Annotated in this window: 28 protein-coding genes and 1 tRNA gene; 19 read left to right on the forward strand and 10 right to left on the reverse strand. The window is 60.0% G+C overall.

Annotation, left to right across the window (positions count from 1 at the left end; translation table 11 throughout):
* Positions 1-68 precede the first annotated feature (68 nt).
* The 5 genes from ACN0SD_RS15890 to ACN0SD_RS15910 all read left to right on the forward strand — a co-directional run bounded on the left by ACN0SD_RS15890 (position 69) and on the right by ACN0SD_RS15910 (position 3,562).
* Positions 69-383: a TfoX/Sxy family protein gene (locus tag ACN0SD_RS15890; protein ID WP_417809207.1), complete on the forward strand. Its 315-nt coding sequence runs from the start codon at positions 69-71 to the stop codon at positions 381-383.
* Between the two features lie 150 nt (positions 384-533).
* The gene (locus ACN0SD_RS15895; protein ID WP_038128766.1) at positions 534-1,199 is read left to right on the forward strand and encodes a glutathione S-transferase family protein; all 666 of its coding nucleotides are present in this window, start codon (positions 534-536) and stop codon (positions 1,197-1,199) included.
* 63 nt (positions 1,200-1,262) lie between these two features.
* Entirely contained in the window at positions 1,263-2,291 is a 1,029-nt protein-coding gene (gene queG / locus ACN0SD_RS15900) for a tRNA epoxyqueuosine(34) reductase QueG (protein WP_417809208.1), read from the forward strand.
* Between the two features lie 49 nt (positions 2,292-2,340).
* Positions 2,341-3,282, forward strand: coding sequence for a DMT family transporter (locus ACN0SD_RS15905; RefSeq protein WP_417809209.1), 942 nt, complete (start codon positions 2,341-2,343; stop codon positions 3,280-3,282).
* A gap of 94 nt (positions 3,283-3,376) precedes the next feature.
* Complete coding sequence (locus ACN0SD_RS15910) at positions 3,377-3,562, forward strand: hypothetical protein (protein WP_417809210.1); 186 nt, start codon at positions 3,377-3,379, stop codon at positions 3,560-3,562.
* A gap of 66 nt (positions 3,563-3,628) precedes the next feature.
* On the opposite strand, the gene ACN0SD_RS15915 is transcribed toward ACN0SD_RS15910, so the two are convergent.
* Positions 3,629-4,498, reverse strand: coding sequence for a branched-chain amino acid aminotransferase (locus tag ACN0SD_RS15915; protein WP_417809211.1), 870 nt, complete (start codon positions 4,496-4,498; stop codon positions 3,629-3,631).
* A 153-nt stretch (positions 4,499-4,651) separates the two neighbouring features.
* Here ACN0SD_RS15915 and ACN0SD_RS15920 point away from each other — a divergent pair, with 153 nt between their 5' ends.
* The 6 genes from ACN0SD_RS15920 to ACN0SD_RS15945 all read left to right on the forward strand — a co-directional run bounded on the left by ACN0SD_RS15920 (position 4,652) and on the right by ACN0SD_RS15945 (position 9,841).
* Complete coding sequence (locus tag ACN0SD_RS15920) at positions 4,652-5,149, forward strand: MarR family winged helix-turn-helix transcriptional regulator (RefSeq protein WP_417809212.1); 498 nt, start codon at positions 4,652-4,654, stop codon at positions 5,147-5,149.
* On the forward strand, positions 5,149-5,859 hold the full coding sequence (locus ACN0SD_RS15925; protein ID WP_417809213.1) for a response regulator: 711 nt from the start codon (positions 5,149-5,151) through the stop codon (positions 5,857-5,859). Before ACN0SD_RS15920 ends, ACN0SD_RS15925 begins: the two co-directional genes overlap by 1 nt.
* 352 nt (positions 5,860-6,211) lie before the next feature.
* Positions 6,212-6,772 carry a ubiquinol-cytochrome c reductase iron-sulfur subunit gene (gene petA / locus ACN0SD_RS15930; protein WP_417809214.1) on the forward strand — a complete coding sequence of 187 codons (561 nt, stop codon included), beginning with the start codon at positions 6,212-6,214 and terminating at the stop codon, positions 6,770-6,772.
* Positions 6,773-6,783: 11 nt separating this feature from the next.
* The gene (petB, locus tag ACN0SD_RS15935; protein WP_417809215.1) at positions 6,784-8,106 is read left to right on the forward strand and encodes a cytochrome b; all 1,323 of its coding nucleotides are present in this window, start codon (positions 6,784-6,786) and stop codon (positions 8,104-8,106) included.
* 20 nt (positions 8,107-8,126) lie between these two features.
* Positions 8,127-8,930, forward strand: coding sequence for a cytochrome c1 (locus ACN0SD_RS15940; RefSeq protein WP_417809216.1), 804 nt, complete (start codon positions 8,127-8,129; stop codon positions 8,928-8,930).
* 137 nt (positions 8,931-9,067) lie between these two features.
* Positions 9,068-9,841 carry an NYN domain-containing protein gene (locus tag ACN0SD_RS15945; protein WP_417809217.1) on the forward strand — a complete coding sequence of 258 codons (774 nt, stop codon included), beginning with the start codon at positions 9,068-9,070 and terminating at the stop codon, positions 9,839-9,841.
* A 6-nt stretch (positions 9,842-9,847) separates the two neighbouring features.
* Here the strand turns inward: ACN0SD_RS15945 and ACN0SD_RS15950 are convergent, their stop codons facing one another.
* Both ACN0SD_RS15950 and ACN0SD_RS15955 read right to left on the reverse strand, forming a co-directional pair.
* Positions 9,848-10,474 (reverse strand): TetR/AcrR family transcriptional regulator, encoded by a 627-nt coding sequence (locus ACN0SD_RS15950; protein WP_417809218.1) that lies wholly within the window; start codon positions 10,472-10,474, stop codon positions 9,848-9,850.
* A 75-nt stretch (positions 10,475-10,549) separates the two neighbouring features.
* Entirely contained in the window at positions 10,550-11,161 is a 612-nt protein-coding gene (locus tag ACN0SD_RS15955) for a glutathione S-transferase family protein (RefSeq protein WP_417809219.1), read from the reverse strand.
* Between the two features lie 73 nt (positions 11,162-11,234).
* Here ACN0SD_RS15955 and ACN0SD_RS15960 point away from each other — a divergent pair, with 73 nt between their 5' ends.
* Positions 11,235-11,939, forward strand: coding sequence for a helix-turn-helix transcriptional regulator (locus ACN0SD_RS15960; protein ID WP_417809220.1), 705 nt, complete (start codon positions 11,235-11,237; stop codon positions 11,937-11,939).
* 21 nt (positions 11,940-11,960) lie between these two features.
* Here ACN0SD_RS15960 and ACN0SD_RS15965 read toward each other — a convergent pair whose 3' ends face one another.
* The 3 genes from ACN0SD_RS15965 to ACN0SD_RS15975 form a co-directional block, all read right to left on the reverse strand.
* Positions 11,961-12,968, reverse strand: a complete 1,008-nt coding sequence (locus ACN0SD_RS15965) for a PhoH family protein (RefSeq protein ID WP_417809221.1) — start codon at positions 12,966-12,968, stop codon at positions 11,961-11,963.
* Between the two features lie 180 nt (positions 12,969-13,148).
* The gene (locus ACN0SD_RS15970) at positions 13,149-13,466 is read right to left on the reverse strand and encodes a hypothetical protein (RefSeq protein WP_417809222.1); all 318 of its coding nucleotides are present in this window, start codon (positions 13,464-13,466) and stop codon (positions 13,149-13,151) included.
* A gap of 11 nt (positions 13,467-13,477) precedes the next feature.
* The gene (locus ACN0SD_RS15975; RefSeq protein ID WP_417809223.1) at positions 13,478-14,038 is read right to left on the reverse strand and encodes an OmpA family protein; all 561 of its coding nucleotides are present in this window, start codon (positions 14,036-14,038) and stop codon (positions 13,478-13,480) included.
* Between the two features lie 496 nt (positions 14,039-14,534).
* Between ACN0SD_RS15975 and ACN0SD_RS15980 the strand changes: the two genes are divergently transcribed.
* The gene (locus ACN0SD_RS15980) at positions 14,535-14,897 is read left to right on the forward strand and encodes a hypothetical protein (protein ID WP_417809224.1); all 363 of its coding nucleotides are present in this window, start codon (positions 14,535-14,537) and stop codon (positions 14,895-14,897) included.
* Between the two features lie 24 nt (positions 14,898-14,921).
* On the opposite strand, the gene miaB is transcribed toward ACN0SD_RS15980, so the two are convergent.
* A complete protein-coding gene (miaB, locus tag ACN0SD_RS15985; RefSeq protein ID WP_417809225.1) occupies positions 14,922-16,244 on the reverse strand; it encodes a tRNA (N6-isopentenyl adenosine(37)-C2)-methylthiotransferase MiaB in 1,323 nt (440 codons plus the stop codon).
* A 136-nt stretch (positions 16,245-16,380) separates the two neighbouring features.
* On the opposite strand from miaB, the gene ACN0SD_RS15990 reads away from it, so the two are divergent.
* The 3 genes from ACN0SD_RS15990 to hemP all read left to right on the forward strand — a co-directional run bounded on the left by ACN0SD_RS15990 (position 16,381) and on the right by hemP (position 17,709).
* Complete coding sequence (locus ACN0SD_RS15990) at positions 16,381-17,265, forward strand: hypothetical protein (RefSeq protein ID WP_417809226.1); 885 nt, start codon at positions 16,381-16,383, stop codon at positions 17,263-17,265.
* 136 nt (positions 17,266-17,401) lie between these two features.
* Entirely contained in the window at positions 17,402-17,563 is a 162-nt protein-coding gene (locus tag ACN0SD_RS15995; RefSeq protein ID WP_417809227.1) for a hypothetical protein, read from the forward strand.
* Positions 17,560-17,709 carry a hemin uptake protein HemP gene (hemP, locus tag ACN0SD_RS16000; RefSeq protein ID WP_417809228.1) on the forward strand — a complete coding sequence of 50 codons (150 nt, stop codon included), beginning with the start codon at positions 17,560-17,562 and terminating at the stop codon, positions 17,707-17,709. The genes ACN0SD_RS15995 and hemP overlap by 4 nt, the downstream gene beginning before the upstream one ends.
* 71 nt (positions 17,710-17,780) lie before the next feature.
* Here hemP and ACN0SD_RS16005 read toward each other — a convergent pair.
* Positions 17,781-17,854, reverse strand: a tRNA-Gly gene (locus tag ACN0SD_RS16005).
* 110 nt (positions 17,855-17,964) lie between these two features.
* On the opposite strand from ACN0SD_RS16005, the gene ACN0SD_RS16010 reads away from it, so the two are divergent.
* From ACN0SD_RS16010 to arsC, 3 genes are read left to right on the forward strand one after another with little or no spacing between them, the layout of a single operon-like run.
* On the forward strand, positions 17,965-18,303 hold the full coding sequence (locus ACN0SD_RS16010; protein ID WP_417809229.1) for a DUF952 domain-containing protein: 339 nt from the start codon (positions 17,965-17,967) through the stop codon (positions 18,301-18,303).
* Positions 18,300-19,361, forward strand: a complete 1,062-nt coding sequence (locus ACN0SD_RS16015) for a quinone-dependent dihydroorotate dehydrogenase (protein WP_417809230.1) — start codon at positions 18,300-18,302, stop codon at positions 19,359-19,361. Before ACN0SD_RS16010 ends, ACN0SD_RS16015 begins: the two co-directional genes overlap by 4 nt.
* The gene (gene arsC, locus ACN0SD_RS16020; protein WP_417809231.1) at positions 19,352-19,681 is read left to right on the forward strand and encodes an arsenate reductase (glutaredoxin); all 330 of its coding nucleotides are present in this window, start codon (positions 19,352-19,354) and stop codon (positions 19,679-19,681) included. Before ACN0SD_RS16015 ends, arsC begins: the two co-directional genes overlap by 10 nt.
* 20 nt (positions 19,682-19,701) lie before the next feature.
* On the opposite strand, the gene ACN0SD_RS16025 is transcribed toward arsC, so the two are convergent.
* Together ACN0SD_RS16025 and ACN0SD_RS16030 are read right to left on the reverse strand one after the other, a co-directional pair.
* On the reverse strand, positions 19,702-21,795 hold the full coding sequence (locus ACN0SD_RS16025) for an exonuclease domain-containing protein (RefSeq protein ID WP_417809232.1): 2,094 nt from the start codon (positions 21,793-21,795) through the stop codon (positions 19,702-19,704).
* Positions 21,795-22,187 carry a response regulator transcription factor gene (locus ACN0SD_RS16030; protein WP_417809233.1) on the reverse strand — a complete coding sequence of 131 codons (393 nt, stop codon included), beginning with the start codon at positions 22,185-22,187 and terminating at the stop codon, positions 21,795-21,797. Before ACN0SD_RS16030 ends, ACN0SD_RS16025 begins: the two co-directional genes overlap by 1 nt.
* Positions 22,188-22,190 lie beyond the last annotated feature (3 nt).

Here is a 22,190-nt window from a genome sequence, read left to right on the forward strand (position 1 = left end):
ATATGTCAGCACCCGACGACGTGTCAGAAAAGCTCTGAAAATACCTCTTGCGTTTGGGGCGGTTACATATGTTGCGCGATGTTCTGGGCGATCTGATCTCGACGCGAAAGATGTTTGGCGAGTACGCAGTTTATGCGGGGCGCAAAACGGTCGCGCTTTTATGCGATGATACGTTGTTCGTGCGCCAGACCGCGCAGACTACCAGCTATCTCGAAGCGACAGATCATCTCCCCGTCGCGGGAAAGCCGCACCCCAAAGCCAAGGATCATTGGCAGATCGATCCAGATCTGTGGGAAGATGCCGATTGGCTGGCAGGCCTGATCACGCTTTTGGCCGAGACCTTACCACCGCCAAAACCCAAACGCCGCCGCGCAAAATCCTGATCCCCGCTTTCATCTAGCTTTAAATACTCCCGCCGGAGGCCCCGGTCTGCCAAGCGCGCCTTCGCCGGAGCTAACGCTCGCCCATTGAACCCGCGCGCGCGTCTCGCTATCACAGGGCCACCCCGAAACGAGATGCGAAAGCCTATGTCGATGATCCGTCTCTACCACGTCGCGCTATCCCCCTATTGTCGTAAGGTTCGCCTCACGCTGGCCGAGAAGAAGCTTGAGGTCGAACTCGTCGAAGAACGCTATTGGGAGCAGCAGGCCGATTTCCTGCGTCGCAACCCTGCGGGCAAGGTGCCGGTGCTCAAGATGGACGGCATGGTGATGGCCGAAAGCCAGGCGATTTGCGAATATATCGACGAGCGCTACCCCGAGGCGCCCTTGCTGCCGCGCGATGCGGCAGCGCGCTATGAGGTGCGCCGTCTGTGCGCGTGGTTCGACGATAAATTTAACGCCGAAGTGACCTCGAAAGTCATGGGAGAACGGGTCTGGAAGAAGGTCCGCAAAGAAGGCTATCCAGACAGCAAGACCGTGAAGGCAGGGCTGTCGGCGATCAAGTTTCACCTTGATTACATGGGCTGGCTTCTTGATCAGCGTCGCTGGCTGGCGGGCGATGTGATGACGCTGGCCGACTTCGCCGCCGCCGCGCATCTGAGCTGCCTCGATTATATTTCCGATGTCGATTGGAACCGATCCGAGGCGGTGAAGGATTGGTATGCGAAAATCAAATCGCGCCCGGCCTTCCGCTCGCTTCTCGCTGATCAGCTGTCGGGCATGCCGCCCGCGCCGCAATATGGCGAGCTGGATTTCTGAGACGCTCAGGCTGGGGGCGCTGCCCCCAGACCCCCGGGATATTTTCATCAAGAGGAAGAGGCCGTGCAGGATTTGAAATCACGGCTGGTGGGCAAAGCGCTTGAGGAAGGTTTTTCCAAGGCGCGCGTGACACGTCCCGATGCGATCCCGCAAGCGGCTGCGCGGCTTGAGTCGTTTGTTGGCGCCGGGATGCACGGTCAGATGGGTTGGATGGAGGAGCGGCGCGTTTGGCGGGGTGATCCGACGGCGCTGTGGCCGCAGGCGCGCTCGGTGTTGATGTTGGCTGAGAGTTATACGCCTGATTATAATCCGCTAGAGCTGTTAGAGCAGCGTGATCGCGGGGTGATTTCGGCCTATGCGCAGGGGCGCGATTATCATGATCTAGTCAAGAAGCGGCTAAAACGCGTCGGGCGCTGGTTGCTGGAACAGGCGCCCGAAGGCGAGATCAAGGTGTTTGTCGATACCGCGCCGGTGATGGAAAAGCCGTTGGCGCAGGCGGCAGGATTGGGCTGGCAGGGCAAGCACACCAATCTTTTGGCGCGCGATCTGGGAAACTGGTTTTTCCTCGGCGCGATTTTTACGACATTGGAGTTGGCACCCGATGCGCCCGAGGTCGAGCATTGCGGCAATTGCACCGCCTGTCTGGATATCTGCCCAACGCAGGCGTTTCCTGCGCCGTTCCAGCTCGATGCGCGGCGCTGCATTTCCTATCTGACGATTGAGTATAGCGGCCCGATTGATCTGGAATTGCGTGCGAAAATGGGCAACCGGATTTATGGCTGTGATGATTGTCTTGCCGCCTGCCCGTGGAACAAATTCGCCGCCCAAGCGCGCGAGACCCGCTATCATGGCGGGGTCGGCGCGCCGCCTTTGGCGGAACTGGCGGGGTTGGATGACGCGGCATTTCGCACGCGGTTTTCCGGCTCTCCCGTCAAGCGCATCGGGCGGGACCGGTTTTTGCGCAATGTGCTGTATGCGATTGGCAATTCGGGGGATCGGGGTTTGACTCAGGCCGCGCGCGCGCATGTGGCTGATCCCAATCCGGTGGTGGCCGAGGCCGCGTCTTGGGCGTTGGCACAGTTGGGCGCATAAATTGCGCGCGCGCTCTGGCATCGGCGCGCGCATCTGCTAGGGATCGGCTATGAACACCCCTGTCTTCCCCACGCCAGCGCCGTTTCTTGGCATCGCTCTGAAACTGGGCACGGTGACCGGGTTTGTCATCATGCAGGCGTTGATCAAGGCGGTATCGGACACGATACCGCCCGGTGAGGCGGTGTTTTTCCGATCGGCTTTTGGTATGGTGCCGCTGCTTGTGTGGCTGGCATGGCGGCACGAGTTGCGCGGGGGACTGCGTGCGGCCATGCCGATCAACCATGTGATGCGCGGGGTGATTGGCACAACGGCGATGGCGCTGAGTTTTGCCTGCCTCGCCTATCTGCCGCTGCCCGAGGCGACCGCTTTGGGCTATGCCGCGCCGTTGCTGACGGTGGTTTTTGCAGCACTTTTCCTAGGCGAAACGGTACGGATTTTTCGGTTTTCGGCCGTTGGGTTGGGGCTTGCGGGTGTGTTGGTGGTGCTTTGGCCTCGACTTGGCGGGTCCGGTCCTGCTGACGGGGCCGAGGCGTTTGGCGCGGCCTTGGCCTTGGCGGGTGCGACCTGCGCGGCATTGGCGCAGATCCAAATCCGCCGGATGGTGGGCACCGAGCGCACCTCGGCCATCGTGTTCTGGTTTTCGATCACCGCGACGACGCTGTCACTGGCCTCGATTCCCTTTGGCTGGGTCATGCCAACGCCACGTGAAGCGACCTTACTGATCTTGGCAGGGCTGATCGGGGGGACGGGGCAGATCATGCTTACCTCGGCCTATCGTTTTGCCGATGCGTCGCTGATCGCGCCTTTTGATTACGCCTCAATGCTGCTTGCGCTGGCGATTGGCTATGCGTTTTTCGCCGAAGTGCCAACGGCTTGGACGCTAAGCGGCGCGGGGCTGGTGATCAGCGCGGGCATTTTGATTATCTGGCGCGAACGCCAATTGGGGCTGGAGCGACGGCGCGCGCGCAAGGCGGGGTCTCCACAGGCATGAGCGCGAAAGAGCGCCGAGTTTGATCTAAGGCATGCCGACTCGGAAAAAATCTGCTATAAACGGCCCCTCAGCGACCAAAAGAGGAGCCTAAGCGATGTCCCGTCATATCATTGACCACGCCAGATCCACCTCAGAAGGCGCACGTTTAAAGCGTTTTCTCGACCTGCAACGCAAGGAAGGCATCCATCCTGCCGTGCAAGAGCTGTCGCAACGCTCGCACGAGAATTCTGGCGCGCGCATCACGCAATATGTGCGTATCGAGCGCCACGAAGAGACCTGAAATCGCGCGGTAGAAACGCAAAAGGGCGCGCCACTGGACGCGCCCTTTGTTGTTTTTTAGCGCCAATTAGCGACGCACGAGCTTTTCGTAGGTTTCCGCGATATCCCGAGTCAGCGCGCCCACTTCAAAGCGGAAACCACCGATTTCGGAGACCGGGGTGACTTCAGCGGCGGTGCCTGTCAGCCAGCATTGCTCAAAATCGACCAGTTCGGTGGGTTCGATGCGGCGCTCATGCACGGTGATGCCCTTGTCCTTGAGCAGCCCGATCACGGTCTGGCGGGTGATCCCGTTGAGGAAGCAATCGGCTTTGGGCGTATGCACTTCGCCGTCTTTGACAAAGAAGATATTAGCCCCGGTCGCCTCGGCGATATAGCCGCGCCAATCCATGAACAGCGCGTCCGAATAGCCGCGATCCTCGGCGGCGTGTTTGGACATGGTGCAGATCATATACAGACCGGCGGCTTTGGCCTCGACGGGAATGGTGCGCGGGTCGGGACGGCGCCATTTCGCGATATCGAGCCGCGCGCCCTTCATTTTGGCGTCACCGTAATAGTTGCCCCATTCCCAGCCAGCCACCGCCAGCCGCACCGGGTTTTTGCGCGCCGAAACACCCATGTCGTCGCCCGCCCCGCGCCAAGCCACCGCGCGCACATAGGCGTCGGTCCAGCCATTGGCCTTGAGCATCGCGTATTTCGCCTCTTCGATCTCATCGACCGAATAGGGGATTTCCATATCCAGAAGATTGGCAGAGCGGCGCAAGCGTTCGGAATGCAGGCGCGACTTGAAAATCGTGCCGTTGTAGCAGCGTTCGCCTTCAAATACCGATGAGGCGTAGTGCAGCGCGTGGGTCAGAATATGGACATTGGCATCGCGCCAGTCCACCAACGTCCCATCCATCCAGATCTTGCCATCGCGATCATCATAAGCCCCGGCCATCTTGCCCTCCTTGGCATCTTGCCATTTTACGAATGTTGCGCAAATTAAGACCGATGCGGTCATTTTATTGCGCGGAAACTGTCGCTCGCTAACAGTTCGGCCTTGGATAGTCAACAAGACTGACTTAAAGTCACGAAAAAGAGAGAGGGATAGATGGCCGATAACGGAACTCCGGGGGGCGAGACCCTTCTGTTTCTTACCGATGAGCAGCTCAGGCGTGGAATTGAGGCCATGTTCTTTGCCTATCGCGCGTTCACTGCTGATCCTGACAGACTGCTGGAAGAGCATGGCTACGGTCGCGCCCATCATCGCGCGCTGCATTTCATCAATCGCCAATCGGGATTGACAGTCACGACGTTGCTGGCGCTGCTGGGCGTGACCAAGCAATCGCTGAACCGGGTGTTGCGTACGCTGATAGAGGATGGTCTGGTTGAAAGCCGGGTTGGGCGGCGTGACAAACGCGAGCGGCAGTTGTTTTTGACCGAGGAGGGTTTGACCCTGGAGCGTGCATTATCTGAGGCACAGCGTGGCAGGATGCGCAGCGCCTATCGCGCTGCCGGGCCGCAGGCGGTGGCAGGATTCCGTCAGGTTCTTGAAGCGATGATGGGGTCTGACTTGCAGCGAATTTATCAACAGATGAAGGAAGAGTAATGACCTTTCAGGCCGACCAGCATCTGTTGATCATTGATGATGACGAACGCATCCGCACGCTGCTCAAGACCTTTTTGCAGCGTCACGGGTTCTTGGTGACGGCGGCGCGCGACGCGGCCCATGCGCGGCGGCTGCTGGAAGGGCTCGATTTCAACTTGATCGTGATGGATGTGATGATGCCGGGCGAGGATGGGCTAAGCCTGACCCGCGATCTGCGCAAATCCATCGCGACGCCGATTTTGCTGCTGACAGCGCGGGGCGACACGCGCGAACGCATTGAGGGGCTTGAGGCGGGGGCGGATGATTATCTGGCCAAGCCGTTCGAGCCAAAGGAATTGCTGTTGCGGATCAACGCGATTTTACGCCGCACGCCCGACCTGCCCGAATCCGGGCCGAAATACCTGTCGCTCGGGGCGTTGCGGTATGATCACGACCGGGGAGAGCTGTGGGATGGTGAGGCATCAGTGCGTTTGACCGCAACCGAGGTGCAGTTGATGAAGATATTCGCCACGCATGCAGGCGAGGTGGTTTCGCGCAGTGCGCTGATCGAAGAGCTGGGCCGCGACCGCACCGCGCATGACGAGGGCGGCGGCGATCGCGCCGTCGATGTTCAGATCACCCGCTTGCGGCGCAAAATTGAACGCGACCCCCGCGAGCCGCGCTATCTGCAAACGGTGCGCGGGCTTGGCTATATGCTGAGCCCCGATTGAGGCAGGCCGGATCGGAACGCGCTACGCTCACGCAAGATCACGCAATCTCACACGAGATCACGCGACCTCACACTACCTCACGAAATTGATTCGCTTGCACGTCGCTAAAGATTTGATCTCAGACTTGTCTTTGTTCGACATGCACAGATCGCTGATCACTTTTTGCCTTTGCAGACTGAATTTACCTTGCGTGATATGTTGCACAGCAGCAATTCGCGCCCCCGCAGTAGAATGCGTTCTGGACTGACAATTCCGTGATTGCTATGAGAGCAAGCATGTTCGGGCACGCTATACCGTGTGCCCCGGCACGTCACTATCGGCCAAGATGCTCGGCCCCGGAAGGAGAGACAACGTGTCCAACGCAGATAATACCGCAGGCACCCGGAGGGATTTCCTCTATTACGCGACCGCCGGGACCGGTGCCGTCGTAACTGGCGCCGCCGTTTGGCCCTTGGTCAATCAGATGAACGCCTCGGCGGACGTCAAGGCAATGTCGTCGATCTATGTCGATATTTCGGGCGTCGAAACCGGCACCCAGCTGACCGTCAAATGGCGCGGCAAGCCGGTCTTTATCCGTCGCCGCACTCAGGAAGAGATCGACATGGCGCGCGCCGTGCCGCTGGACGAGCTGGTCGATATTTCGGCGGAGAATGCCAACAAGCCCGACGCCGAGGCCACCGACGAGAACCGCACGATGGACGAAGCGGGCGAGTGGCTGGTGATGATCGGCGTGTGCACCCATCTGGGCTGCGTCCCGATTGGCAATATGTCGGGCGATTTCGGCGGCTGGTTCTGCCCCTGCCACGGTTCGCATTACGACTCGGCCGGTCGCATCCGCAAGGGACCTGCACCGCGCAACCTCGACATCCCGGTGGCGCAGTTCACCGATGACACAACAATCCTGCTGGGCTGAGGAGACCACTTATGTCGGGCATTCCCCACGACCATTACGAGCCCAAGACGGGCGTTGAGAAATGGGTGCACACGCGCCTTCCGATTGTCGGGCTTTTGTATGACACGCTGATGATCCCCACCCCCAGAAACCTGAACTGGTGGTGGATCTGGGGCATCGTGCTGGCGTTCTGCCTTGTGTTGCAGATCATTACCGGCATCGTTCTGGCGATGCATTACACCCCGCATGTCGATCTGGCTTTCGCCTCGGTTGAACATATCATGCGCGATGTGAATGGCGGCTACGCACTGCGCTACATTCACGCCAACGGTGCCTCGCTGTTCTTCCTTGCCGTCTATATCCACATCTTCCGCGGCCTTTATTACGGCTCGTATAAAGCCCCACGTGAGATCACATGGATCGTCGGTATGATCATCTACCTTTGCATGATGGGCACGGCGTTCATGGGCTATGTGCTGCCTTGGGGGCAGATGTCGTTCTGGGGCGCTACGGTGATCACCGGTCTGTTTGGCGCGATCCCCGGTATCGGACCAAGCATTCAGGCATGGTTGTTGGGCGGACCCGCAGTAGATAACGCCACGCTGAACCGCTTTTTCTCGTTGCACTACTTGCTGCCCTTCGTGATTGCGGCGCTGGTGATCGTGCATATCTGGGCCTTCCACACCACGGGCAACAACAACCCGACTGGCGTGGATGTGCGCAAGACCTCGAAAGCCGAGGCCGAGAAAGACACCCTGCCCTTCTGGCCCTATTTCGTCATCAAGGACGTGTTCGCCTTGGCGGTGATCTTGCTGGTCTTCGCAGCGGTCGTGGGCTTTATGCCAAACTTCCTTGGCCACCCTGACAACTACATTGAGGCCAACCCGCTGGTGACGCCGGTCCATATCGTGCCGGAATGGTATTTCCTGCCGTTCTACGCGATCTTGCGCGCGTTCACCTCGGATGTGTGGGCGGTGATGCTGGTTAACTGGCTGACCTTTGGCATTGTGGACGCCAAGTTCTTTGGTGTGGTCGCGATGTTCGGCGCGATCATCGTGATGGCGCTGGCACCCTGGCTGGATACCTCCAAGATGCGCTCGGGCAGCTATCGTCCGATGTTCAAATGGTGGTTCTGGCTGTTGGCCATCGACTTCATGGTGCTGATGTGGGTGGGCGCGATGCCGACCGAAGGGATCTACCCCTACATCTCGCTGATCGGCGCGACCTATTGGTTCGTATACTTCCTGATCATCCTGCCGCTGCTCGGCCTGATCGAGAAACCCACCACGCCGCCTGCCACGATTGAGGACGATTTCAATCATCACTACGGCATTAATCAAACTCCGGCTGAGTGAGTCAGGAAGAGGGACGCAAAATGAAAAACTTTCTGATCTCTGCAATCTCGGCCCTGACGATCGGTGCGGCGGGTCTTATCGCCGCTCCGGCGCTGGCCGCCGAGGGTGGCCATGTCGAGAATATCGACTTCTCGTTTGAAGGCCCCTTTGGGACCTATGACCAGCAACAACTTCGTCGCGGGTTTCAAGTTTACCGCGAGGTTTGCTCGGCATGTCATGGGCTGAAATACGTTGCCTACCGCTCGCTCGCGGATAATGACGGCCTTGGTATGGACCCCGCTTGGGTGCGTGCCTTTGCCGCCGAACATGACGTAATCGACAAAGAAACCGGCGAGGAACGCCCGGCCAAGGAAACCGACCACTTCGCGACTGTAACCGGCGAGGGCATGGGCCCGGACCTGTCGCTGATGGCCAAGGGCCGCGCGGGGTTTCACGGCCCCTACGGTCTGGGCATCAACCAATTCTTCAAAGGCATGGGCGGGCCGGAATATATCAGTTCCATCCTGACCGGCTATGACGGCGAAGAAAAGGAAGAGGCCGGGTCGTATTTCTACGGCAACCACACCTTCGCTGGCGGCTGGATCGCAATGCCTCCGCCGCTGTCGGACGAGCTGATCGAATATGAAGACGGCACGCCCGCAACGGTGCATCAAATGGCCCAAGACGTATCGGCCTTCTTGATGTGGACGGCAGAACCCAAGCTGATGCCGCGCAAGCGCTGGGGCTTTGTTGCCGTGCTTCTGCTGGTGGTGCTAAGCACGCTGCTCTACCTCACCAATAAAAAGCTGTGGGCACCGCACAAGGGCAAGCATGTCGATCTGTGATCGCCGCTAAAGCCAAAACGAGACGCCCCCTCCACTGCGAGGGGGCGTTTTTCGTTTGACCCTCTTGCACGCCCGCGTAACGGTTGCATGATCGCTGGACCGACCTATCTCGCACTACAAACTACAAGGAAACTTCAATGTCCGATCTGCCCGAGTTCACTCATGCCGCCCCGTCCCAACGCGCCCCCCGTCTGTGTGTGTTGATCGACGCCGATAATGTGCCTGCGTCTTATGCCGGTGCGATATTTGAAGAGATCGCGTCTTTGGGCGAGGCCTCGGTGCGCCGGATCTATGGCGACTGGTCGGCACAGCGCTTGGCGGGCTGGGCCAAACGCGTGGCGGAATTGGGTCTGGTCGCCGATCAGCAATTTTCCAACACCAAAGGCAAGAACGCCTCTGACATCGGGCTTGTGATTGCGGCGATGGATTTCCTGCATTCCAATCTGTTTGACGGCTTCGTGCTGGTGTCATCGGATAGCGATTTCACCCGCCTGGCCGCGCGTATCCGCGAGCAGGGCCTAGATGTTTATGGCATCGGCGAGCAGAAAACCCCCGAGGCGTTTCGCAAGGCCTGCAAGCGGTTCATCTATGTCGAAAACCTTGGAAATGGCGACAGCCCCGAGGCCCCGGCCAAGCCCGCCGCAGACAAGAGTGCCCCCGCCAAAGCCTCCAGCGGCAAGCAACCCCCAACGGCGGCAATCCCGATCATCTCGAACGCGATGAAGGCGATCGGGCTAGAGGAGGAATGGTATTCGCTGGGCCAGCTTGGTCAGTTCATCACCCAAGCCAACCCCGATTTCGACACTCGCACCTATGGCAGCGCCAAACTGTCGGATTTGCTGCTCAAAACGGGGCGGTTCCAGTTGCAACGCGGTGAGGGAAATCAGTGGATGGTGCGCGATCTGGCCTAGGCCGGATCAGCGCGACTTCGTTCCGTAGCGCGCCATGAACATCGCCACCGCGCCGCGGATCACGCGCTCCTTATCGGTTGCGGCAGGACAGCATTCGACGCCAAAGACCAGCTTGGCATGCAGGTCTGCCTTGCACATCTCGGCAAACAAATGCGCGGCCAGATCGAGGTCGTCGATTACCAACTCGCCCCGCGCGACCGCCTTTTGCAGATAGTCGAGCAACGTGCGGTGCACCAAGGCAGGGCCAGAGGCGTAAAAGGCACGCCCCAAATCGGGAAATCGCTCGCCCTCGGCCACGCATAGCCGATAAATCCCCTGCCCCAGATCCGAGGCCATGAAATCGATGATCTGGCGCGCAGCAATCGACAGCACGACTTCGGGCGGTTGGTCGAACTCAATCTCTGCCAGCGCCTGATCGGCCTGACGCTGACATTCGGTCTTGGCGACTTCCAGAAACATCAGCTGCTTATCGGGGAAATAGCTGTAAAGCGTGGCTTTGGAAACGCCCGCTTCCTTGGCGATGTCATCGACCGAGGCACCGTCAAAGCCGTCGCGCAAGAACACCTCACGCGCGCCCTGCAGCACCTGATCGAACTTGCGCCCGCGATTGATTTTCCCTGTGTCCGACATCATGCCTCCGCACCCGGACGGCGTGTCCGGGCGGCCAGAATAAACCGCCCGGTTCAGTCGGGGCAAGGGCGCGAAACGTCACGCCAAGTCAGCCATCAAGGCGCTGTCATATGCCGCTGTCTGCGCAAGGCTCTTGCGCGCGCCGCAACGGTTAAGCCAAGCCTTGATCACCCCATCGTCGGGCGCGAAATCGGGAAACCAGAGATAGGGCGAGGCCACCAGAAGATCGGCGGCAGAATACTGACCGCCCAGCAGATAGTCGCCGCGATCAAGTGCGCGGCGCAATTCAGCAGTGATTTCATCGCGGCCGCGGAAGGTGCTTGCGAACCCCTCATTGGCAAGGCCCAGAATCGTGGCGACCATCACTGGCTCCATCACGCCCTGATAATAGGCCATCCAGCTTAAGAAAGCGCCCCGCCCCGGCGCACCCGGTTGCGGTGCGAACCCGGCTTGCGGGGCCTTTTCGCACAGATAGGTAAAGATCGCGCCGCGTTCGCGAATGTGTTCGTCGCCATCAACCAGATAGGGCACCTTGCCTTCGGGATGAGCGTTGGTCGGGTCGATATGCCCAGAGCCATCGCCACGCCGCACGTTCACGACGCGAATCTCGACCGCCTCGAAAAGTCCCAGTTCATGCAAGAGGGTGATCACTGATGTCGAGCGGGTGCGCGGGGAATGATAGAGGATCATGATATGTCTCCTGACTATTATTGACAGGATGACTATGCCACCATCCTCCTGTCAGAAACCGACAGGAGCCGCCATGCCCCGCGCTGATCGCTTGTTTCGCCTGCTTGACGCGATGCGCCGCCTTCCCGCGCCGGTGACCGCTGCACAGCTAGCGGCAGAAACCGAGGTGTCCGAGCGCACGCTTTACCGCGACATCGAAGCTTTGCGTGCAGGCGGGGCACTGATCGACGGGGCGGCGGGTTATGGCTACACGCTGAGTGAAGACCCCGCGATGCCACCGCAAAACCTGTCGCGGCTAGAGCTGGAAGCGCTGGTTCTGGGGCTGGCCGAACTGCGTCATCTGGGTGACACGGATCTGGCGCGTGCGGGCGAAATGGCGTTGGCCAAGATCACCGCGACCCTACCGGAAAGCCGCGCCCATCAGGCTGCCCATGCGGTGCTGGCCTCGTATCGGATGCACAAGCGCCCCGCCCCGCCGGTCGATCTGTCGTTAATCCGCCAAGCCGCTTGGGACGAGCGGATGATGCGGCTGCATTATTGCGACCGTGACGGGACGGAAACCGTGCGGGTGATTTGGCCGCTGGGGTTTGTCTATCTGGATCGTGAACAGATGCTGCTGGCGTTGTGCAGCCTGCGCGAGGATTACCGGAAGTTCGTGATCGCCAGAATGCGTGCGATTGAGGTGCTGAGTGACAGCTTCCGCCCTCGCCGTGTGCCGATGCTGCGCGACTATACGGCGGCTATACGCAAACGCGCCCACCCAAAGGCGGACGCGTAAGGAAAATTGTTGGGCTGAAGGTTACAGCTCGGCGCTTTCGTAGGCTTCGATGATCTTGGCAACCATCGGGTGGCGCACAACGTCTTTCGAGGTGAAGTAGTTGAACGAGACGCCCGCGACATCGCCAAGAATACGTTCGGCATCCGCCAGCCCCGAGGGCATGCCACGCGGCAGATCGACCTGCGTGCGATCCCCCGTAATCACCATGCGAGAGCCCTGCCCCAGACGGGTCAGGAACATCTTCATCTGCATCGTGGTCGCGTTTTGCGCCTCGTCCAGAACGACGAAAGCGTTGGACAGCGTGCGCCCGCGCATAAAGGCCAAAGGCGCGATCTCGATGCGTTTTTCCTCGGTCAGCTTGGCAAGCTGCTTGGCAGGCAGGAAGTCGTTGAGCGCATCATAAAGCGGCTGCATGTAGGGATCGACTTTGTCCTTCATATCGCCGGGCAAAAAGCCCAGACGCTCGCCCGCCTCAACAGCGGGACGCGACAGGATGATCTTGTCGACATGCCCGCCGATCAGCATGGTCACGCCCACGGCCACCGCGAGATAGGTCTTGCCTGTGCCCGCAGGTCCGATGCCAAAGGCCAGTTCGTTTTCAAACAGATGCTGAACGTAGGCTTTCTGCGCCTCGGTGCGCGGCTCGACCTGTTTCTTACGGGTGCGGATTTCGTATTTCCCGGCGGCGAACATCTCAAGCTGTTCATCCATCGACGTGCCCGTAACGCCCAGATCGGCCAGACGCAAAGCCGCATCCACCTCTTCGGCGTCAATCGGTTTGCCCTGCTCGAGTCGCTGATACATCTGGTGCAGAACGGCGGCGGCCTGAAGCTGAGCTTCGGCACTACCAACGACGGCGAGTTGATTGCCTCGTCGCAGGACATGGACTTGCAATTTATGCTCTATTTGGGCGAGGTTGCGGTCAAATTCGCCGCATAAATCGATCAATAGCCGGTTGTCGGGGAACTCAAGAAGCGTTTCATGAACGTCCTGAGAGCGAGGCGGGGGTGTGATCGCGCTAAAGCCCAAAAAGAGTGTCTCCCTAAGCTGGTTATGTAGATATATGGTGCCTGCCGATGGGGATTCACGCAAGCACTGGTTTTGCGAAGGGCCCTGCGGTAGGCGAGATTTCATGAAACAGCAACGAAAAAACCCGCGCGGGGTTCCGCGCGGGTCGTTTGCCTAAATTTTAGGCGAAATTCATCTCGATTAGAGAGAGTCGCCAATCGGTGAGCCTGATTTGAACGGACCGACCGCAGTATTACGCGGACCAGCACCCGAACAAATCGGCTTGCCGTAATCATCTACGCGCGCGGTCAAATAGCCCTCGACGCCATCGTCAATGATCCAATGATCGCAGCCTTCCGGGTCGATCCAGACCCCCGCCTTGAGTTGGCTGAGATGCTTGGCGTCGATGCCACCGTCGATGGACTTGTCGGGCCCGATCTGGCGAATCCCTTCGCCGCCCTCACACGCTGCCAACGACACAGCGGCCGCACCGATCAGAAGAAATCTCGTCACATCCATGTCCCTGCCCCTCACTTCACGCAGATGATTTCGACGCGACGGTTTTCCGCCATGCCTGCTGCTGTTTTGTTGGTCGCGCGCGGCATCCGCTCGCCATACCAGTTGATTGCCAGCACCGGCGCGCCGACCGATTGGGCGACTTTCGCCACGGCTTGGGCGCGACGCTTGGACAGGCGCATGTTGTATTCATCCGAGGCGCGGCTATCGGTGTGCCCGGTGATGATGAACTTGCGGGCCTTCGCGGTGCGGAAGAAGTTTTGCAGATACTGACGACCCGAGGTCGTGATCTGCGACCGGTCGGTCGTGAACAACTGGTCGGTGGGCACGATGCCACAGACGTTGCGGTGGCAGACCGGGCGACCGTCGCGGGTTTTGCGCGCGTCCATATAGCCCTCGGCACCGTCATCCATGACCCAATGCTCGCACCCATCGGGATCAATCCAGATGGTGGGGATGTAGGGCTCGGCCGTCGTGGTGGATTGCGCCATCACCGGCATTGGTGCTGTCGCAAACGCAACCAAAGCCGCTGCCAGCATACCGGCGGCAGGTTTGAAAATAGAGGTGAGGGTCATATCCACCAGCTTCCTTCCGGTCTAGGGCAGGTTGCGCGCTGCAATCTGCTACCAATCAATGTCATTTTTTGCATTCTACCGAAAATTTGATGTGAGGGAACGGAAATATGGGGGCCTGACCCGGATTCCCCCTACATATTGTAGCTAAATCGACAACATATCCCCTAGGGTAGCGGCACGATGGCTAAAGACAGAAACGTGATCGCCAAACTTTCACCGCAATTTGACGTCATCCTCAGGGGTGCAAGCAAATGCCAGCCCCTTGGGCCACCGCGTCGGACCGTCAGTCCGGATCGCGCGGCGTTATGCTGGGATTGTCGACGGCATAGAAACTAGGCCGTGGATTTCTTGGCATTGTTCGCAAATCATCTCTAATCATAGAGAATCCTTCTCAAATTTCACGAATCAGGCGTATAGAGCTTATTTATGTCTTGGCGGCTTCCTGCCGATTGCCCCGGACAAAGCCTTTTGCTGCCGATCAGGAGACGAAAATCTGATGAAACCCATCGCTATTGCCATAATTCTTGCAGGCACCCTTGGTGCTGGGGCCGCCTCGGCGGGTGCGTCTTGCTATACCGGGCCGACCGGGCGTGTTCATGCCTCTGCCAAAACCAACTGCGGCCCCGTCATCAAGCAGGTAATCCATATCGATTGCTTTCGTGGTCCATGGCGCGAAACGATCTGGGATCAGCCGCAGGGCAGCTTTGTCGATGACCTTGTAAAATATGGCTACGATTACGGCGATGCCAACGGGCTGGCGACCGAGATCTGCAAGAAAGAAAGCCTTGTGGGCAATCCCGATGCGATGCGTGCCGAGTTGCTGCGTGCGATCGCGGCAGATCCGCCCGGCCCGAACTAAGACTAGACCCTTGGCGGGGCGGGCTCAGATCAGCTCGCCCGCCAGCGAATTGGGCGCGGCCTCGGTGATGCGCACGCGCGCCAGAACGCCGGGTGCCAGCCCCTCGCCGCGCACATGGACGGCTTGCAGATAGTCGGATTTTCCGACCCACTGGCCCTCCATCCGGCCCTTCTTTTCAAACAGCACGCTCACCTCGCGCCCGATCATCGAGCGCTGACACGCCCGTTGCTGATCGCCCAGTAGCGCCTGCAATTCTTGCAAGCGCGCATTGGCGACGTCCTCGGGGATCGCACCGTCGCGGCCCATGGCAGGCGTGCCGGGGCGGGGCGAGTATTTGAACGAATAGGCCATGCCGTAATTAACCTCACGGATCAGCGCCATCGTGGCTTCAAAGTCCTGATCGGTTTCGCCGGGGAAGCCGACGATGAAGTCGCCCGACAGCACCAGATCGGGCCGCGCGGCGCGGATGCGCTCGATCAGACGGATATATTGCTCGGCTGTGTGCTTGCGGTTCATCGCCTTGAGAATACGGTCGCTGCCCGATTGCACGGGAAGATGCAGATAGGGCATCAGCTTGGGCTCGTCGCCATGCGCCGCGATCAGGTCGTCTTCCATGTCGTTGGGGTGCGAGGTGGTGTAGCGGATGCGCTCTAGCCCGTCGATTTTCGCCAATGCACGCGCCAGACGCGCCAGCCCCCAATCGCCGCCCGTCCCTTGGCCGTGATAGGCGTTGACGTTCTGGCCCAGCAGGGTGATTTCGCGCACGCCTTTTTCGACCAGATCGCGCGCTTCGCTCAGGATCTTTTCGGCCGGACGCGAGACCTCAGCCCCGCGTGTATAGGGCACAACGCAAAAGGCACAGAACTTGTCGCAACCCTCTTGCACAGTCAGAAACGCGGTGGGGCGGGTTTGGCGCGGACGCGCGGGCAGATGGTCGAACTTGTCTTCAAGGGGAAACTCGGTTTCGACCGGACGTGCGCCATTGTCGGTGCGCGCGACCAGTTCGGGCAGCTTGTGATAGCTTTGGCTGCCGACAACCAGATTGACCAGATCAGAGCGGCGCAAGATCTCGTCACCCTCGGCCTGCGCGACACAGCCCGCAACGCCGATTTTCAGATCCGGCTTGGCCTCTTTATAGGGGCGCAAACGACCAAGATCGGAATACATCTTATCGGCGGCTTTTTCGCGAATGTGGCAGGTGTTAAGCAGCACCATATCCGCCGCGCCCACATCATCGGTCAGCTCATAGCCCTGCGCGGCCATCGACTCGGCCATGCGCTCGCTGTCATAGACATTCATCTGACAGCCATAGGTCTTGATATGCAGCTTTTTCGTCGTGTCGGCCATGACATCCTCGCGCGCGTCATTAAGGGGCGCTGATAACGCGAAGCACCCCTTTGGCGCAAGGGCGCAGCGCGCTTGCAATCACGCCGCACTTGGCCGATCTTGGGCGCGAACCGCCCGCAGATGGCAGGAAACAGGCATGAAACACACTTCTCTGGCGGGCTTTTTGAACACCCAGCGCGCGGCTTTAGCCAAGGGGCCGGTCGGCATCATCTTGGCCGAGGATGGCGTCGAGCTGGAAGGCACGGTGCGCCACCATATCGGATTGGGCTTTCCGGTGCTTTTGGTGCTGGCGGCGGCGGCGCTGGAACTGCCGGATGATCTAGCAGGTGAGGCAAAGGTACAAATCCACCGGATCGGGTTTGAACTGCACCGCCCCGATGCGATGATCCATGCGATCAACTCGATCATCGAGGCGATGGAGACGGGCGTTTGGGGCTATTACTGCTTTAACGCGGAATACCTGTTTTATCCGTTCTGCGAGACCCGCTCGATTGGCGAGTTGCTGGTGTTTCATGGCGAAGAGCGCCGCTCGGCCATGCTGAGCTATGTGATCGACCTTTACGCCGAGGATCTGCACAGCCACCGCAACGGCGTGGATGCGGACGCGGCGCTGTTTGATCGCTCGGGCTATTACGCCCTGGCGCGCACCGACCCTGACAATCACAACCACCCCAAGGAACGCCAGCTTGATTTCTTCGGCGGGCTGCGCTGGCGGTTTGAGGAACACATCCCCAAAGCGCGCCGTCGGATTGACCGCATCGCGCTGTTTCGCGCCAAGCCGGGGCTGAAACTGCGCGCCAATCACACGTTTAATGACGAGGAATACAACACCTATTCCTGCCCGTGGCACCACAATCTGACCTGCGCGATTGCGTCGTTCCGGGTCGCCAAAGCGCTGAAATTCAACCCCGGCTCGACCTATGACATCGAGCGTTTCGCGTGGTCGAACTCGGCGCGGTTTGACTGGTCGAGCCAGCAGTTGATGGATTTGGGGCTGATGGAACCCGGCCAGTGGTTCTAAGGGGGCGCATCACAGGCTGCAGAATTTTAATACCTGACAAAAATAATCATGTTTACAATTCCGACTCTTTCAATCAACTTATGTGCATCGGCTCGTCGATCCCCGACCAGCCCGCCAGCACTAAGGAGACCGGAAGATGAAACGCGCATCCTTCCCCGGCCCCCGTTTTCGGGCCGATACCCGCAATGACCCACCCCTCAGCCTGCGTGATATCGTGGACGCGCTGTGCGCAGGGGCTTTGCCTAGCTCTGCCTCGCTTGAGATGGCACTCGATCGAATTGAAGGGGCGAAACGATGAATATGGCAACGAAGTTTCCACCCCCGCTTCCGGCGCATGATGCACGAAAATTGACTGATCAGGGCAATTTGGCGCAGATTGTTCACAATGGTCAGGTTTACACGCTACGGATCACCAAAGCCGGCAAGCTGATTTTGACCAAGTAAGACACGCCGAAACATGTCAAACCCATCGGAGCCACGCGCGCCGGTGGGTTTCGGTTCTCTGAGGGAGAGGATGGAGCGGGCGGCGGGAATCGAACCCGCGTCTCTAGCTTGGAAGGCTAGGGTCTTACCATTACACAACGCCCGCGCTGAGGTCCTTTTAGCGCCCCCGGCGCGCGCCTTCAAGCCGGATTGGCAAAGAAGCGCAAACTCAACGCCTGCTTGACCGGGGCGCGCCTTTGGGCCAAGAGATTGGCCATGTTGATTTACAAGATTTTTCGCCGCCCCGAATGGGATGCGTTTGGAGAAGCGGGCCACACATTGGGCGCGCCGATCGATCTGGCCGATGGCTACATCCATTTCTCGACCGCCGCGCAGGTGGTTGAAACGGCGGCGAAACATTTCGCGGACGTTTCTGACCTGGTGATCGTGGCATTTGATCCCGATGCGATGGGGCGTGAACTGAAATGGGAGCTCTCGCGCGGGGATCAGTTATTCCCCCATCTCTATCGCCCGCTGCAACTGAGCGAAGTGATCTGGGACCATGCGCTGCCTTTGGGCGCGACGGGGCATATTTTCCCCGAGGGTCTTGTATGAGCGGATTGATTGAACGGGTCGGTCTGGGTGTGCTCCATCGCCTCGACCCCGAAACGGCGCATGATCTGTCGATCAAGGCGCTGCGTGCAGGGCTGCTGCCCCTGCCCGGCCCGGTGACATCGGCGCGGCTGAAAACGGATCTGGCGGGGATGTCTCTGCCCAATCCGGTGGGGCTGGCGGCTGGCTTTGACAAGAATGCGCAAGCGGTTTTGCCGCTGATGCGGGCGGGCTTTGGCTTTCTAGAGGTCGGGGCTGCCACGCCCCACGCGCAAGAAGGCAACCCGCGCCCGCGCCTGTGGCGGCTAAGCGCGGATCGCGCCGCGATCAACCGGTTTGGCTTTAACAATCAGGGGATGGAGGCGATCACCGCGCGCCTCGCCAAGCGCCCCGAGGGGATTCCCGTCGGGCTGAACCTAGGCGCGAATAAAGACGCCTCGGATCGCGCTGCCGATTTCGCGACCGTGCTGTCGCATGCTGGGCCGCATATTGATTTTGCGACCGTCAACGTGTCCTCGCCCAATACCGAGCGTCTGCGCGATTTGCAGGGTAAGGCGGCGCTGTCGGGGCTGTTGGCCGGGGTGATCAAGACGCGCGACGGGCTGGAACGGCGCATTCCCGTGTTCCTGAAAATTGCGCCCGATCTGAACGAAGACGAGCTGGCCGAGATCGCCGAAGTGGCGCTGAACTCGGGTATCGACGGGGTGATCGCAACCAACACCACGCTTGCGCGCTATGGCTTGCAAGACCCAACGGCGCCTGCGCAAGGCGGGCTGTCGGGCGCGCCTTTGTTTGAACGCTCAACACGTATTCTGGCGCAGATGTCGAAACTGACCGAGGGGCGCTTGCCGCTGATCGGCGTGGGCGGGATCAGCTCGGCGCAGGACGCATATGACAAGATCTGCGCGGGCGCGAGTGCGGTGCAGTTCTACACCGCGATGGTGTTTTCAGGCCTTTCGCTTGCGGCAGATATTGCGACGGGGCTGGATGCGTTACTGGAACGCGACGGGTTTGAGACGGTGGCAGACGCCGTGGGCAGTGGGCGAGACAAATGGCTGTGACGCTGTGGCATAATCCGCGCTGCTCGAAATCGCGCGCGACGCTGGCGCTTTTGCAAGATCGTGGGATCTCCGTCACGGTGCGCGATTATCAAAAACAGCCCCCCAGCATGGCCGAGCTACAGGATGTGCTGCGTAAGCTGGGCCAGCCGGCCTCGGCGCTGCTACGCTGGAAAGACAGCGATCTGCCCAAGAATGCGGCCAAGAATGACATTCTCGCAGCGCTTAGGTCCGATCCCAAGCTGATCGAACGCCCCGTGGTGATCACGGACACAGCCGCGCGCATTGGCCGCCCGCCCGAGGCTGTGCTGGAGATTCTTTGATCACCCGCAGCGTCTTGGCGCTAGGCATTCAAATCCTTAAGCAAGCGGCCATGTTTGCGCAGTTCCTCGACGACCTCGCCAAAGGTAATCAATCCGCGCCCCTGCAAAGCGGGTAGCAGTTTCAGGAACGCATCGGCGGTCGCGACCGTATCGCCAATCGCGGTGTGGCGGGCCTCTTCGGGGATTGTGATGCCAAGGCGATGCGTTAGGGCGTCCAGCGTGTGGGTCTCGGACTGGCCAAACACCACCGCCGAGAGCAGCACGGTATCAAGAACCGGATTGTCGAACCGCTCGCCGATCGCAGCCTCTTTGCGGTGCAGGAATTCCATGTCGAAGGGCGCGTTATGGGCCACAAGCACCGCGCCTTGCGCAAATTTGTGAAACCTGCGCCCGACTTCGGCGATATCGGGCGCGCCTTGCACCATCGCGTTGGAAATCCCGTGCACCGAGGTTGACGAGGCCGGGATCGAGCGCCCCGGATCGACCAGCGTGTCGAAAATCTCGCTTTCCACACGGCGACCATTGACGATGCGGACCGCCGCAATCTGCACGATCTCGTCGCCTTCGCTGGGCAAAAGGCCCGTCGTTTCGGTGTCAAACACGACATAGGTCAGGTTCAGCAGCGGGGTGTTTGCAATCTCGGCCACACGCTCGCGCTCGAGCAGATCGAAATCATAGACCACCGCGCGCGGAACCGGTTTGGGGCGTTGTGTGACATGGCGAGCCTCGCGCAGAGGCAGACATAGCCGACCGCGCCCGTCGGGCAGCGTTTCAGGCCAGAGTTCTGTGGCGTGGATCGCCAGAACGCGGCGCCCGGTCACGTCGTCGATGCCGATATCCAGCGGCGTCTCAAGCCAGCCCTCAAGATCTGTGATCGAGACTGGCTCCCCCACCCATTCCAGCGCAATCAGCGCGCCCGTACCCTCTTGCGTGATTTCGAGGCGCAGATCGTGGCGCGGAGGCAGTTTGCGCACCAGCATGGCGAGCAGCGCCACCATCTCAAAGCCTTCACAACGCAGCATCAGCGCCGAGGTGACAGGCAGAATCGTCCCGCCATCGGCCTGAACCCGCGCCGTGACGGCCTGACCAAGATCCGAGGCGCGGATCATTGCAAGTGGCCACCAATCGGCGCGGTTGGCCTCGTGACGCTCAAAGAACTCATGGATCGTCCCCGACAGTTGCACGGCCTCGGATTGCGCAGCAGACCGCACCGGATCGCGCGCGGCCCCCGTTGGCCCATCCTCAGCGGTCAGCACCCCGATCAGCGATTGCAGCGCCGCAGCGGGGCGACGGATGCGGTCGAACAGCTCGTCCATCAACTGCTCACGTGCGGCATGGCTCGCCATATCGCCCGACACATCACGCAGCGTCAGAACGTAGCCGGGGCGCTTCGTGAGATGGTGATCCTCGCCCTCAGACATTAACCGCATCCGCGCGGCCAGCACCTTGCCATCATCCACCGTGGCGCAGAGCAGATCCGAGGCGGCATCGGGGTCTTGCGTCGCGATAAGGCGTTCATAAGCGTGCGCAATCGGTGCGGCGTGCAGATATTCAAACACCCGGCGATCCAATCCCGGCGCATGTGCCGAGCCCAGCAGATCGACGGCCTGCCCATTGTAAAACACCAATTGATGATCGGAGGTGCACAACAACACGCCGACGGGCACATCCGAGAGCAACGCCTCAAGGCGTTCCTTTTCGCCTGCGAGCCGGGTGGTTTCGCGCTGCACGGCCTCGCTTAGTGCGTTGCGCGTCTCTGCCAAATGTTGTGTGACAGACGCCGCAGCCGGGGCAAGATCGCCCAGATACCGCGCAATCTTGTCATCGAAATCTAGGGTGACATCGGCAGAGCTGCGTGCGCGCAAAAGGCCCGAAAGCCGCTCGATCGGCTTGGCGACGTTTTCGTCAAACAGGAACCAGATCCACGCGATCAGCCCGAGGATGACAAACCCTGCCACCGTCCCGCCAATCACCATCGCGTTCAAAAGTTGCGGATCGGAAATGCGGGTATAGCCGAACCAAAGCCCCGCAACCAGCGCCGCCAAATTGCCCAGCGCCAGCGCCCCGAAGAACAGGAAAACCCGTGTCCGAAGGCTAAGCTGGGTGAGGTCCATCAGGTCGTCTCCCCGTCCAGAATACGGCGCAACTCGGCGCGCAATTCGCCCAGTTCGAACGGCTTGGCGATGAACCCGTCCGCACCCAGTGCCAAACCCTTGCGACGCTCCATCGCAGAGCCGCGCGCGGTCATCATCAAGATGCGCACATCGGACAAGTCTGTGTCAGCGCGAATTTTTTGACAGATCTCATAGCCGGAAACTTCGGGTAACATCACATCAAGCAACACCAGATCGGGGCGGCTATCGCGGATCAGTTCCAGCGCGCCCTGCCCTGTTGCGATGCGCTCATGCGCGTAGCCTTCGCGACTCATGAGATAGTCGAGCGCGATGGCGATATTGTCCTCATCCTCTACGATCAGGACGCGGTGTTGTCTCCCCCCGTCGGCCATTTT

Source organism: Thioclava sp., from assembly GCF_048263065.1.
Taxonomy (GTDB): Bacteria; Pseudomonadota; Alphaproteobacteria; order Rhodobacterales; family Rhodobacteraceae; genus Thioclava.